This window comes from Streptomyces sp. NPDC043952 (genome assembly GCF_056435325.1).
In genome coordinates this window covers 203,680-216,809 of record NZ_JBWKES010000003.1, presented here as the reverse complement: position 1 = coordinate 216,809, position 13,130 = coordinate 203,680, and the positions used below count along the sequence as shown (strand labels likewise).

Sequence of the window (13,130 nt, the reverse complement as noted above, 5' to 3'; positions counted from 1 at the left end):
GGCCGGCCGGGGCGGCTTCGTGCGCCGGGCCTACGCTCTGCCGACCTCGACGGGCAGCTGCCGTACGCCGACGATCACGGCGGGGTTCTGGTGGGTGATGTCCTCGTAGGACGGGATCACCAGGGTGCGGAATCGTTCATGCAGCATACGCAGGGCGATCCGCGCCTCCAGCCGGGCCAGTGGCGCGCCGAAACAGAAGTGGATGCCGTGCCCGAAGGTCAGATGGGGGTTGGGCGAGCGGGTCACGTCGAAGACGTCGGGCACCTCGAAGCGGGCGGGGTCCCGGTTGGCGGCGCCCAGATGTGCCATCAGGAGGCTGTCGGCCGGGATCTCGTGACCGCCGAGGACGACGGGCCTGGTCACCCGGCGGCCCAGTTCGGGGAAGGGGGGCAGCCAGCGCAGCACCTCCTCGACGGCGGTGGGAATGCGCGCCGGGTCGGCGCGCAGCGCCGCGTCGGCCTCGGGGTGCCGGTCGAAGGTGACGACGGCGTTGCCGAGCAGCGCGGTCGTGGTGATGTGCCCGGCGACCAGCAGCAGCGCCACGAAGCCGACCATCTCCTGGTCGCGCAGGCGGGCGCCGTCCACCTCGGCGGCGATGAGTCTGCTGGTCAGATCGTCGCCGGGGGCGGCGCGGCGGGCGCGTATGTAGTCCAGCATGTAGCTGTTCATCTCGCGCACGGTGGGTGCGATGGCTTCCAGCGCCCGTTCCAGATCGGCCATGTCCGGCGCCTCGCCGAGCTGGTCGCCGCCGAACAGGACGCTCGCCCACTCCTGGAACAGCCGGTGCTCCTCGGCGGGGATGCCGAGCAGTTCGGCGATCACGATGATCGGCAGCGGGTAGGCCAGCGCGTCGACCAGGTCGAACCGGTCCCGGTCGGCGACCGCGTCCAGCAGCCGGCCGCAGATGGCCTCGATGCGGGGTTCGAGCCCCTGTACGACCCGCGGGGTGAACGCCTGGCTGACCAGGGTGCGGAGCTTGCGGTGCTCCGGCGGGTCCATGCCGACGAAGTTGCCCTGGGTGAAGGTCTCGAAGTCGGGCTGGGTGGGACTGAGAGCGGAGAGGTCCGAGGAGTACGTCGCCGGGTCGGCGAGCACGGCGGCGACGTTCTCGTGGTCGAGGACCTGCCAGACGCCCTGCGCCTCGTCGTGCCGTACCGGACCGGCCTCGTGCAAACCCTGCCAGCGGTCGGGTAACTCCTCCAGGAGGAGCCGGCCGTCCGTCGGTTGGCTGCTGATCACCTTGTCTCCTTGCTAGCGCGTGCGGGCACAGAGGAGTCACACACACGGGGGTGGCGGGAACCGGCACGGGCCGGCCCGCGGAAGGTCCGGGCAGCGCTGCGCGACCGTTCGGACGGGGCAGCGCGTGGCCCGCGTGGCGTGCTGAGGACGTGCTGTGGAGCGGCGGGACGGTCAGACGCCGTCGGTCCGCTGCCGGGATGGACCGGTGAGCGTCAACACATGCGGTGCAGGACGCGGCGGCTGCGCGGCCGCCCACGGCCTCGCGGCGAGTCCGGCCGTACGGCGCACCTACCCGACATAGCCCATCCCCCTTGATGAAACCTCCCGCGCGGCGATGGCGCGGGACCCTCCCGGCTCGTATACGGACAACGGGACCGAGGGCCCCGGCTGTTCGGAACGCGGTGTGAGAATACGCAACCGCGGGGCATGCCGCCCCACGATTGGCATGATGCGTACCCCGTCACACCTTCGTTTCGATGGATCTCGGCCACAGTCTTCACGGTGAGTCACACGTAAGCAACCCCCTGAAGTTGAACGGAGAGTATTCTGACGGTCTTTTTGCGTCACCATGGAGCCATCTCGACGAGCCCCTGCACGCACACGGAAGCGCGGCCGGATCGTCGCCCCCGCGTGTGCCCCGGCGCCCCACCCGCAAACCGGCTCGGCGAAAAAATCTCCGTCGGAGCCCGGTCCGGAGCACCACATCCCGCCGCACCCCCTTCACCCGGCGCCGCGAGCCGCATGCCGGCCGATGCTCGAACTCGGCTGTGACCTGGGGCGATTACACCCCGACGGACGCCCCTCGCACACCGCCCCGAGGAGCGCCCGCACACATGTCCGACACGCCTCGGGCACATGGCTGGCACACCTCCAGCACATGCCCGACACACCACAGCGCCCCTCACGCCCCAGCCGTACCACTCGTAGCCGTCGGACAGCGGAGGCAAAGGTTCCAGCCCGAGCGCGGGGTTTCGGCCAACCTGGCGCATCGGGGGCGCATTTGGCAAACCCCGCACACCACCCGTGCTCCCCCGGCGCGGCCGGACGAGCACGCCGGTACCCCACGGAGGCCGGCATCTCCGCACGCGGCGGTCTTCAACTTCCCGTGTTCCCGCAGAGCTTGGACGAGCCGGCCCGAGGCTTCTCGCCGCCCCCCTTGATACTCTTCCCGCTCATGCGAGCCCTCTTCCCAGGATCCTTCGACCCGGTCACGCAAGGGCACCAGGACGTACTCCGGCGCGCCGCCGTCCTGTTCGACGAGGTCGTCGTGTGCGTGATGTTCAACGCGAACAAGACCGGTCGCCTGCCCGTCTCCGAACGGCTGGGCCGGCTCCGCGCGGCGGCAGCCGGCATGAGCAACGTCACGGTCGACTCCCACACCGGCGGCCTGTTGGTCGACTACTGCCGCCGGGCCGGTATCGACGTCGTCGTCCGCGGGGTCCGCAGCACCTCCGACCTGGACTACGAGATGCCGATGGCCCGGATGAACCGCGAACTGGCGGGCGTCGAGACGTTCTTCATCGCCGCCGACCCCGCGCTGGCCCACATCTCCTCCACCCTCGTCACCGCGACGGGCCGACAGAACCGTGAGTCCGGCCGGACGCTGGACGACGGCCGCGGACAGCGCCTCACTTCGGAGGCGCCGTACGGAGCCCCGCGCGGGCTCGCGTGACCTCGGCTTCCGCGCGCAGCATCTCGCCCCTTGCCCGGATGAGGTTCGCGTCGGCATGCCCGTGGGCCTGTACGTACTTGGCGTATGCCACCAGGATGACGCCGATCAAAGTGCTGGTGGCCGTGGCCAGGAGATGAAAGAACTCCGCGTCGTCCTCCGTGAACGCACGGATCGCCGTCGTCACCGCACGCCGCGCATGGCGAAACGCAGTTCCTCGAAGAGGGCACGCAACTCGCCCGGCATACGGGACGCCACGGCCGCGCCCGACGCCAGCAGGAGCCGGACGCCGGCGCGGAATTCCTTGTCGCCGGTGGGCTCGTCCAGCATCCTCGCCACCTCGGTCAACGGAACGGCGATGGAGTTCTCGACCTCGTCGGGGAGGCTGTCGAGATAGACGTCGTCCTCGGTGAGCAGGAGATCCACGATGCGGCGGGCGGCTTCCCCGACGGCCCGTGGATCGTCGTCGAACGGCACGGTCACCCCCATGTCGGTCGGTACGCACTCTTCCATACAGCCGGGGCCGCCGGCGGTGTCGTACGGTCAGGCGGGCTGGACCTGGTCGAACTCGGCGATGGCCGCGGCGGGGTCCGCGCTCACGAGGCGTTCCAGGCCGGCCGTCGTGATCTTCGCCCACCTGCCGGCCCGTGCCCACATCCCTTCCTCGAAGGCGCGGACGGCGTCGTCCGGATCACCGGAGCCGGTGGCAAGGGTCTCCGCGAGTTCGGCGCCTTCCAGCATCGCGAGGTTCGCGCCCGCCCCCAGAGGCGGCATCAGGTGGGCGGCGTCGCCCAGGAGCGTCACGCCGGGGACGTGGGTCCAGGTGTGGGACACGGGCAGGGTGTAGAAGGGGCGGTGGACGAAAGCGGTGCCCTGGCGCAGGAGGTCGAGGGCAGGTGCGGCCCAGCCGTCGAACAGGGCCAGCAGGCTCGATCGCACGGCATCGGCATCGGCCAGGTCCAGCTTCGCGTGCCAGTCCAGCGGCGCCCGGAACTTGGCGTACACCTTGACGTGGCCGCCGCTGTTGCGCTGGGCGACGAGGGAGCGGTTCGCGCCGTACACGGCCATGGAACCGTCGCCGATCAGCCGGGCCAGGCCGGGGTGGCGGGCGTCGATGTCGTCGAGGGAGGTCTCGACCGAGGTGACTCCGGTGTAATGCGGCGTCACCGGCGAGACCGCCGGGCGGACTCGGGACCAGGCGCCGTCCGCGCCGATCACGAGGTCGAACGTCTCCTGCCGCCCGTCCGCGAACCGGACGAGTACGCCGTCCCCGCCGCCCGGCACCACCTCGGTCACACCCCTCCCCCACTGGACGTCGAGCGGGCCGAGCAGCAGATCACGGAGGTGACCGCGGTCGATCTCGGGGTTGGCCCGCTCATCCGGCCGGGGCCGCCAGTCGCGCAGAACCGTTCCGTCCGGGTCCAGGATGCGCATGGCCTGCCCCTCCGGGCGGGACAGCGCCTCGAACTCCGCCAGCAGCCCCGCCTTCTCCAGCGCGAGTTGACCCATCCCTTCGCGCAGGTCCAGCGCGCCACCCGGCGGGCGGGCATCGGGGGCGGGATCGCGTTCGAGGACGGTGACGGGGTGGCCATGGCGGTGCAGGACACGGGCGAAGGTGAGGCCGCCGGGCCCGCCACCGACCACGGCGATACGTTGTCTCATATCGATACACTGTATTTCCGTTGTACGACGTAGCGCAATGCCGCAGTCTCGCGGCATCGCGCCGGCAGAACGGTGTGCACCATGACTGTCTGGGACCGGCCGGAGCCACCGGCTCGCCCCGTGCCGCTCGACCGGGAGCGGATCGTCGCCGCCGCCATCGCGCTGGCCGACGAGGGCGGGCTGGAAGCGGTGTCGTTGCGCAAGGTCGCCGCCCGGCTGAACGCCGGGCCGATGCGGCTGTACGGATACATCTCCGCCAAACAGGAGCTGTTCGACCTCATGACGGACGAGGTGCACGCCGAGATCCTCCCCGAGGAGCGGCCCGGCGACTGGCGGGAGGCGCTGCGCGTCCTCGCCCACCGCACCAGGCGGGCCGCCCTCCGGCACGAATGGCTGGCCGACCTGCTGGGTGGCCGGCCGGCCCTGGGCCCGAACGGCCTCGCCGTGACCGAGGCCAAGCTGGCCGCCCTCCACGGACTCGCCGACATCGACACCGTCCTGCGTGCCGTGGAGACGGTCGGCGCCTACTCCACCGGCGCGATCAGACGGGAGATCGCGAGCCGGCGGGCGGAGCGCGCCACGGGCCTGTCCGAGCGCGACCGGCAGCGCGCTTCCGGCGCGCATGTCACGAGGATGCTGGCCACGGGCCGCTTCCCGGCGCTGGCCAGTGCCGTGCACGACGGGACGGACGTGGACGCCGAGACAACCTTCGCGACCGGCCTTGAGTGGGTCCTCGACGCCGTGGCCGCCAGACTCACCCGGCCCCCGGCGTGACACCCGACTCCCACCGCAGCCGGCTGACCTCAATGTGCTTCCGCTGGGCGCGGCTCGCCGAACCAGTGGGTGAGCGCCGCTTCCAGGCCGGTCGTGCCGGCCCAGCACACATAGCCGTCCGGCCGGATGAGCATCGGCTCGGTGTGGGCGCCCCGGCCCGCCCCGTCCACCCGGTCCACCCGGTCCGACCAGGGCGCGCCGATCGCGCCGAGCACGTCGGCCGGGTCCAGCAGGACGCCGCGCCCGGACCGCAGCAGTTCGTGCACGCGGGCCGGGCCGAGGTCCAGGTCCGGTGCGGGGCGGCCGACGAGCGGATGGGTCTCGGTGCCCGGCATCGGGTAGCGCAGGGCCATCCCGGACATCAGACCGCCGAGATACCGCTGCGCGTCCGGGAGTTGAGCCAGGTCCGTGAAGATCTCACGGGCGGCCAGCACCTGCGGATCGCGGGTGCCGGCCCAGTCCATCAGCAGGCTCTGCGCCCGGACGTTGCGCAGGACGGCGGCCCCGGCCGGATGCCGTTCCCCGTGGTAGGTGTCGAGCAGGTGCTCCGGTGCCCAACCGTGCACGGCGGCGCCGAGCTTCCAGCCGAGATTGAGGGCGTCCTGCATCCCGGTGTTCATGCCCTGCGCGCCGAGCGGAAGGTGCACGTGGGCGGCGTCCCCCGCCAGGAACACCCGTCCGTGCCGGTACCGCTCGACCTGCCGTGAGGCGTTGGTGATCCGGCGGGCGTAGCGCACTTCGAGGAGGCGCACCCGCGTTCCGAACACGGTGCTCAGGCCGTCGCGGATCTCCTCTTCGGTGACCGGGGTCTCCCGCGGCAGCGACCGGTCGGGGCCGCCGAGGACCAGCCGGCGCAGGGGCCTGCCCTGCGGATCGGTGCCGAGCGGGAACAGCGCCGCCCAGTGCCCGTCCTCGTGCCAGGTGTGCGACGCCTCCCGGTCGGCGCCGTCCAGCCGCACATCGGCGGCGGCGATCGTCAACGTACCCGCCATACCGGGGAATTCGGCGCCCAGCAGGGACCGTGCGGCGCTGTGGGCGCCGTCGGCGGCGACGAGGTAGCGGCTGCGGAGGGTCGCGCCGTCGGCGAAGGCGGCGGTGACCCCGTCGTCGTCCTGGGCGAGGCCGACCAGTTCGCGGCCCCTGTGGGCGTGCAGGCCGTGTGCGGCGAGATGCTGTTCGAAGAATCCCTCGATCACCACCTGCGGCACCGAACGCCAGGGCAGGCGGTGCCGGTTGGCGTCGTGCGGGAGGGGGATGCCGGCGAAGTGGCCGGTGGCGACGGGGTGTTCACCGGTGGCCAGCAACGGCTCCAGCAGCCCCCGCTGGTCGAGGGCCTCCAGCGTGCGGGACTGCACGCCGCCCGCCTTGGACAGGTCGCTGCGCCGCGGCAGCTTGTCGACCAGCACGGTCGGCACGCCCGCCAGCAGCAGTTCGTTGGCCAGTGTCATTCCGGTCGGGCCGGCGCCGACGACGAGGACTTCGGTGTCCATGGGTTCTCCTGTGGCTGTGTCGGTCGGGACACGGGCAACGCTCCGCCGACCGAGCCACCCAGCACAGAAACCGGCGTCATTGCGCCGGTATCCGACACGGCCTAGCGTTGGTCCGGTGGAATCCGACTACGACGAGCTGGACCGGCGGCTCGTGCACGCCCTCCAGATCGACGGCCGTGCCCCGTTCAGCGCCATCGCCGACGTCCTCGGCGTGTCGGATCGCACCATCGCCCGGCGCTACGCCCGGTTGCGGTCGGCCGGGGCGGTCCGGGTGCTCGGCGGGATCGACGCCACCGCGCTGGGGGCCGTTCCGTGGTTGCTGCGGGTGCGCTGTGCGCCCGCCGCCTCGCTCCCGGTCGCCGAGGCGCTGGCCAGGCGCCCCGACACGTCCTGGGTGAGCCTCAACTCCGGGGGTACGGAGATCACTTGTGTGGTGCGGACCGAGAGCGAGGCGGACAGCGAGGCGCTGCTGCTGGCCAAGCTCCCCCGCACCCCGCGCGTGGAGGGCGTGACCGCGCACTGCGTGCTGCACGCCTTCTACGGCGGCCCGGACAACGTGGTCGGAAAGCTCGGCTTGCTGGACGAGGAGGCGATCGAGCGGCTGCGCCCGCCGCCGCTGCGGCACCGGGAGGGACCGGTGCGGCTCGACGACGGCGACCGCAAGCTCCTCGCGCTGCTCGCCACCGACGGCCGGGCGGGATACGAGCAGTTGGCGGCGGCGACGGGCTGGTCGCCGACGACGGTACGGCGCCGGATGACGGAGCTGCGCGAGTACGGCGTGCTCTACCTGGACCTGGACGTCGACTGGCGCATGTTCGGCGGGCGGGCCCGGACCCTGCTCTGGCTCTCGGTCGCCCCGGCACACCTGGAGGAGGCCGGTCAGGCGCTGGCCGGTCATCCGGAGGTCGCGTTCGCGGCCGCCACGACCGGCCCGACCAACCTGTTCGCGAGCGTGGTGTGCGCCGGCCAGCGGGAGCTGTACCGGTACCTGACGACACGGGTCGCCGCACTGCCGGCCATCACTCAGCTGGAGACGGCGCCGGTGATCCGGACGGTCAAACAGGCGGCGAACCAGACATAGCAACTTCCGGCAGCGGACCGGAACGCGGGCGCCACGCGGCGGTCTTCACCGACCTCCGGGGCGTCGGGTCGTCGGGGCGTCGGGCCTTACGGCTTCGGGTCCGGGTCGGGGTGGAGGGCGGCGCGGGTCAAAGTCGTCGCGGTCGCCACGACGGCTGCGATGGCGTCCTGCGGGTCCAGGCCGTACAGGTCGGTGAGGTTGAAGAGTGCCTCGGCGCTGACCACCACGGCGAGGCCCCGCTTGAGTTGCTCCAGCGCGGCGGGGTCCAGCGCCTCGGCCGCGGGCGCCAGCGCGTGGTCGATCAGTCCGAAGCGCAGGCCGGGGCGGGCGGAGCGGTCGGGCCGGGCGATGGTTCCGGCGATCATGGCGCGGACCACGCCCTGCCGGGCCAGCACATGGCGCAGCAGGAACCCGGTCGCGGCGGCGACGCGTTCCACCGGATCGGTGGAGTGCTCGACCCCGGCGAGCGCCTCGCCCGGCTCGGGGAGCTGGCCGGCGATGGCCTCCTGGAGGAGGCTGACGAGATCGGGGAAGTAACGGTAGGCCGTGGCCTCGGACACCAGGGCCGTCGCCGCGATGTCGGCCATGGTCACCTCGCGCCCCGTACGGCTCAGTTCGGCCGCGGCCTGCACGATCGCCCGGCGCGTCCGCAGCTTCTGGTTCGCGCGGCCGGTCATACCGGAGGCCGGCGACGTGGACGGGGACATGGAGCCACCTTTCGGTCCGCGACGGGAGGCGTCTTTTCTGCACTGAAGACTTGCAGCATACGATGCGACCAGCCTATTTTCATGCGAGCCAACTCTCACAGAGGAGTCCGACCATGAACAGCGTCGCGATCGTCCCCCCTGACGGCGGCGAGGTGATCGAGCTGGGGCCGGCGAGGATGCGCATCCTGGAGGACGGCGGCACGACCGCGCACCGCCTCGGCATCGGGGAGATCACCCTCGCCCCGCACAGCGCAGGGCCGCCCCAGCACCGCCACGCCGAACACGACGAGGGCTTCTACGTGGTCTCCGGCACGGCCCGGTTCACCGTCGGCCGCGACGAGTACGAGGCGCCCGCCGGAACACTGGTGATGGTTCCGCCGGGCGTGCCGCACACCTTCGCCAATCCGGGCGACGAGCCGGTGGTGATGGTCAACACCTTCACGCCCGACCTGTACGTGCAGTACTTCCGGGACCTGCGCGACGCGGCGGCGCGGGACGGGGAGCTGACGGGTCCGGCCACCGTGCGGGTCATGGCCCGGTACGCGACCACACCCGCCACGGAGTGCGACTGAGCCGCCCGCCCGCGCACGCGGCGCGCCGGGTTCAGGCGGCGGCCGGCGCGTTCACCACGGTCTGCGCGAAGTTCCCGATGGCATCGAGGGTGAGCCCCAGCTGCTCGATGTGCGGGAAGTGCCCGGCCGCGGGGATCGGGACGAAGTGGCCGTTGGGGAAGGACTTGGCGTACCCGCGGCCGTAGGTGGGGGAAGCGATGCCGTCCTGCTCGCCCCAGACGACCAGGACGGGCACGCCGACGCGGTGCAGGCGCCCGCGCAGCTTCGGGTCGTACGAGAACTCCTCGCCGCCGTAGACCGCCAGGGTCCGCTGGTTGGCGGCGCCCTGCGCCCGCTGCTCGTCGCTGAAGGAGGAGAAGTCGGGGCGGAAGGCCGGGTTGGCGAAGGAGAGTTCGGCAATGTCGGCCGGCGCCAGGGTGCGGACGTCGACGACGGCGTTCTTCTTCTGCACCGCGTGGATGCCGACCGCGTTGAGCAGGGTGAGGCTGCCTATGCGGGCCTTGGTGTCGCGCAGGGCCATCTCGGAGGCGACCCAGCCGCCGAACGAGGTGCCGATCACCATGACTTCGCTCAGGCCGAGGAGGTCGATCAGGTCCAGGTAGGCGACGGCGAGGTCGGCCGCCGAGTCGAACCATTCGGGGCGGTCAGTGCCCTGGAAGCCCGGATGGGTCGGGACGACGGTGTACGCGTGCTCGGTCAGCGCGCTCGCCAGACCGGCCATCGACTGGGGGCCCGCGCCGCCGTGCAGCAGCAGGAATCCCCTCCCCCCGGAGCTGCTTCCGCGCTCCTCGATGGTCACGGTCAGGCCGCCGGGGAGGTCGACGGTACGGGTGGTGGCGGGGACAGGGGAGATGGTCATGAGGACGCCCTTCGCGAGAACTGACTCTCATGAATATAGGTAGGTCGCACCCTTCATGCAAGTGGACTCTCACGATGAGAGGCCTTACTCGACAAGGCGCCCGGCGGGCGAGGCCGCCGGGATGTGGTTCGCCGGTTCCAGGCGCCTGCTGTAACGGAGTTCCGGGACCAGGGTCCCGTTGACCGACCAGTCCGCGGAGCCGCCGTCCGGCCGGAAACCGGCGCGCTCGTAGAAGCGCCGGGCCCTGGTGTTGGGGGCGATCACCCACAGCACGAGACGGTGGAAGGAGCGTTCGCGGGCGGCGATCAGCGTCTGTTCCATCAGGGTCCTGCCGATGCCGGTGCCGAGGCGGTCGGGGGACGCGTACAGGGCGAGGAGTTCACCGTCCTGAGGTTCGCGGTCGTCCTCGCGGGAGGCGCCGAGCGCCGCCCAGCCGACGACGGTGCCGTCCTCTTCCGCGACGAGATTCAGCACGCCGGCCGCGGGACGTGCGAACATCTCGCGCCGCCGGCAGGCATCCTCCGCCACCGTGAGCGCGTCCAGGTAATCCTGCGGCACCATCCCGGCGTAGGCGGCCTGCCAGCCTTTCACCCGCACCGTCGAGACACCGTGGATGTCCTCTTCACGCATGGGGCGCACTCGTATCATCCGCCGATCGTAGCGACACGGCGGGCGTGCCTTCGGTGCGCCGAGTGGGACCCGGTCTGTGTGCGTCAACCGCGTATCAGCGTGTCCTGTCAACCTTGTTCATGTGAACGGCACTCGGCAGCGACCGGGGGCCGGGAGCGAGGAGAGGTGCCCGGAGTGGTTGATCGGGGACCAGTGAGCACGCCTCAAGGTCGGACCCTCAGGGGTCCACGCAGGTTCGAATCCTGCCCTCTCCGCCATCGAGTTCCATGCCGGCCACAGCCCATCGGCACGGAGCGGAAGGCCCTGGCTCATCACGGTCGGCGGTTCGAACGCCCGACGGTGATACCGGCGGCGCGGGCCAGTACGTCGGCGGTTCGCGAGCCGGCCAGCACAGCGTGGTCGGCAGTGCTCGGCAGGCAGCGCTGACGCTCGGGGACGAACTCGGTCATGATGACACCGGCGTGATCGGTCGCGACCTCGTCGAGCGATGTCGGCCAGCCCCGTTCGCCGAGTGCCGTGTGCAGCTCGCGTGAGCGTTCGACGTCCACCACCGGATCCGCGGTGCCGTGCACCAGCCACACCGGCAGCGGCGGCCGCGCGTCACCGCCCCGGCGCAGGTCGTCGAGGGGGACGGTGCCCGTGGTGGGGGAGGCCGATCCGTACGCACCGGCGATCCCCACGACGGCGCTCGGCCGCCAGCCGCCGAACGCCTCGGGGTTCAGCGCGACGGCCACCGCCGCCTTGCCGCCCAGGGACCAGCCGGCGAGCACGATCCGCTCGGGGTCGCCGCCGAGCCCGACCGCGTTCCGCCGTACGAACTCGGCCGACTCCCCCAACTGCGCCCGGCCGCCGTCCGGGGCGTCGGGACGCCAGTCCGGCACCAGGACGACGACACCCCGCTCCGCCGCGGCGCGGGCGACGGCCGCGAGAACGTCCCGTTCATCGGGGCCCCGGCCGTGCCAGAACAGCACCACGGGCGCCGGCCCCGGCACACCGACGGGCTGGTACACGTCCAGAAGCTTGCCACTGGACCCGTACCCGAGCCCCACCCTGACGCCCACCTCCGCGGCCACCGCGCCCTCCGAATGATCACCTAACGAACCACGCCACGTTACCAACGAGCGATGCGCGACGTCGGCGGTCGCGAAGGCGGGATCGATGTTCGAGATCGAAGCCTCGCTGACGAGGCCGCTCCGGTCGGTGAACAGGGCGTCGTCGTATCCGGCGAGCACCGCCTGGCGTCGGCTGTGGCCAAGTCCGAATGTCCCGCCGTGCTTGATGTGCGGCAGGTCCCGCTCGTACGCCACCGTCCGCAGCCGCACCGGTGTGGTCCGCGGCGAAAGGGGAGCGGTCGTCGTGACGGCCAGGTCCGGTTCGATGTCCTCGCCGCGCAGTAATGCGCGTAGTTGGCGCGCGAGCAGCTTCAGATCGTCGCTGTTCGCCTCGGCGCCGTTGACTTCCACCCGGTCGATGACGACCCCTCCCCCCACGTCCAGGGGCGGGACTTCGAGGGTCGGGGTCCCGCCCCCGGTCCGCATGGGTGGTAGCGGATTTGACGTGGCGTCAGACGCGGTCGGCGGCGATCAGGATGTACTGGAAGGAGCCGTCCCGGTACGACTCGATGAATGCCTCTTCGATTCCGGTGACCAGGGAGGAGGTGGCCCGCAGTTCCCAGTAGGGCAGGGTGTCGGCGGTCAGGTCGATGATCGTCTGCGGGACGAGGCGGTTGTCGGCCATCGCGCGCAGGTACTCGCGCCGGGAGTGGATGTTGCACTCGAAGTGGGCGTTGATCTGCGAGACCCACTTCGACGGCTGGCCGTAACGCGGGTTCCAGCAACCGGTGATCGTCACGTAGCGGCCGCCCACCTTGAGGAAGCGGGCGTGCTCGGCGAACAGGTCGTGCAGGTCGACGTACATCGTGGACTCGTTGTTCCACGAGGCGGCGATGCTGCCTTTCTCGAAGGGGGTGTCGAGCATGTTGCAGACGTGGGAGCGGACGTGGTCCTGGATACGGAGGTCCCGCGCGCGCCCGTTGCCGAACTCGGCCTGCGTCTCGGACAGGGTGACGCCCTGCACCCGGCAGCCGAAGCGGCGGTGGGCCATCACCATGGAGCCGCCGCGCCCGCAGCCGGCGTCCACCAGGGTGTCCTCGCTCGTGATGGCGCCGAGGTGGTCCAGGAGCAGCTCCGCCTGGGCGGACTCCAGCCGGTGCAGCTCGGCGATCAGCTTCTTCTCGTACTCGCGGTGCTCCGGATCGCCGAGCGCGGCGTGGTCGACGGCGCCGATGCCGTAGTGGTGGTGGTAGAGGCCGTCCACGTCGCCGAGGCGCAGGTTCACCGGCCTCGCCTCGTTGTTCCAGTACCGGGCGATGTCCTCCTGGTAGGGGGTCGCCGGGGCCGGGATCGTCGCGGAGAGGGGGCGGGTCGTTTCCGTGGTCACAGAAGTAT

At 71.5% G+C, this 13,130-nt stretch carries 13 protein-coding genes and 1 pseudogene; 5 read left to right on the top strand and 9 right to left on the bottom strand.

The features are described from left to right. Positions 1-30: 30 nt before the first annotated feature. Positions 31-1,239, bottom strand: coding sequence for a cytochrome P450 (locus AC069R_RS04755; RefSeq protein WP_478764519.1), 1,209 nt, complete (start codon positions 1,237-1,239; stop codon positions 31-33). A gap of 1,174 nt (positions 1,240-2,413) precedes the next feature. On the opposite strand from AC069R_RS04755, the gene coaD reads away from it, so the two are divergent. Beyond that, a complete protein-coding gene (coaD, locus tag AC069R_RS04750; protein WP_478764518.1) occupies positions 2,414-2,911 on the top strand; it encodes a pantetheine-phosphate adenylyltransferase in 498 nt (165 codons plus the stop codon). A 180-nt stretch (positions 2,912-3,091) separates the two neighbouring features. Here coaD and AC069R_RS04745 read toward each other — a convergent pair whose 3' ends face one another. Both AC069R_RS04745 and AC069R_RS04740 read right to left on the bottom strand, forming a co-directional pair. Continuing rightward, complete coding sequence (locus AC069R_RS04745; protein ID WP_478764517.1) at positions 3,092-3,391, bottom strand: hypothetical protein; 300 nt, start codon at positions 3,389-3,391, stop codon at positions 3,092-3,094. Positions 3,392-3,451: 60 nt separating this feature from the next. After that, on the bottom strand, positions 3,452-4,570 hold the full coding sequence (locus AC069R_RS04740; RefSeq protein WP_478764515.1) for an FAD-dependent oxidoreductase: 1,119 nt from the start codon (positions 4,568-4,570) through the stop codon (positions 3,452-3,454). Between the two features lie 81 nt (positions 4,571-4,651). Between AC069R_RS04740 and AC069R_RS04735 the strand changes: the two genes are divergently transcribed. Continuing rightward, positions 4,652-5,344, top strand: a complete 693-nt coding sequence (locus AC069R_RS04735; RefSeq protein WP_478764514.1) for a TetR/AcrR family transcriptional regulator — start codon at positions 4,652-4,654, stop codon at positions 5,342-5,344. 29 nt (positions 5,345-5,373) lie between these two features. On the opposite strand, the gene AC069R_RS04730 is transcribed toward AC069R_RS04735, so the two are convergent. Beyond that, complete coding sequence (locus tag AC069R_RS04730; protein WP_478764513.1) at positions 5,374-6,834, bottom strand: FAD-dependent monooxygenase; 1,461 nt, start codon at positions 6,832-6,834, stop codon at positions 5,374-5,376. 115 nt (positions 6,835-6,949) lie between these two features. Here AC069R_RS04730 and AC069R_RS04725 point away from each other — a divergent pair, with 115 nt between their 5' ends. After that, positions 6,950-7,915 carry an Lrp/AsnC family transcriptional regulator gene (locus AC069R_RS04725; RefSeq protein ID WP_478764511.1) on the top strand — a complete coding sequence of 322 codons (966 nt, stop codon included), beginning with the start codon at positions 6,950-6,952 and terminating at the stop codon, positions 7,913-7,915. A gap of 86 nt (positions 7,916-8,001) precedes the next feature. Here the strand turns inward: AC069R_RS04725 and AC069R_RS04720 are convergent, their stop codons facing one another. Then, positions 8,002-8,622, bottom strand: a complete 621-nt coding sequence (locus tag AC069R_RS04720; RefSeq protein ID WP_478764510.1) for a TetR/AcrR family transcriptional regulator — start codon at positions 8,620-8,622, stop codon at positions 8,002-8,004. Positions 8,623-8,735: 113 nt separating this feature from the next. Between AC069R_RS04720 and AC069R_RS04715 the strand changes: the two genes are divergently transcribed. Next, the gene (locus AC069R_RS04715) at positions 8,736-9,194 is read left to right on the top strand and encodes a cupin domain-containing protein (protein ID WP_478764509.1); all 459 of its coding nucleotides are present in this window, start codon (positions 8,736-8,738) and stop codon (positions 9,192-9,194) included. Between the two features lie 31 nt (positions 9,195-9,225). Here AC069R_RS04715 and AC069R_RS04710 read toward each other — a convergent pair whose 3' ends face one another. Together AC069R_RS04710 and AC069R_RS04705 are read right to left on the bottom strand one after the other, a co-directional pair. Continuing rightward, a complete protein-coding gene (locus AC069R_RS04710) occupies positions 9,226-10,053 on the bottom strand; it encodes an alpha/beta fold hydrolase (protein ID WP_478764508.1) in 828 nt (275 codons plus the stop codon). 84 nt (positions 10,054-10,137) lie between these two features. Beyond that, complete coding sequence (locus AC069R_RS04705) at positions 10,138-10,701, bottom strand: N-acetyltransferase family protein (RefSeq protein WP_478764506.1); 564 nt, start codon at positions 10,699-10,701, stop codon at positions 10,138-10,140. A 141-nt stretch (positions 10,702-10,842) separates the two neighbouring features. On the opposite strand from AC069R_RS04705, the pseudogene AC069R_RS04700 reads away from it, so the two are divergent. Next, positions 10,843-10,940, top strand: a pseudogene (locus AC069R_RS04700). Between the two features lie 54 nt (positions 10,941-10,994). Here the strand turns inward: AC069R_RS04700 and AC069R_RS04695 are convergent. Next, positions 10,995-12,221 (bottom strand): alpha/beta hydrolase, encoded by a 1,227-nt coding sequence (locus tag AC069R_RS04695; RefSeq protein WP_478764504.1) that lies wholly within the window; start codon positions 12,219-12,221, stop codon positions 10,995-10,997. Positions 12,222-12,246: 25 nt separating this feature from the next. Continuing rightward, on the bottom strand, positions 12,247-13,122 hold the full coding sequence (locus AC069R_RS04690; RefSeq protein ID WP_478764502.1) for a geranyl diphosphate 2-C-methyltransferase: 876 nt from the start codon (positions 13,120-13,122) through the stop codon (positions 12,247-12,249). Positions 13,123-13,130 lie beyond the last annotated feature (8 nt).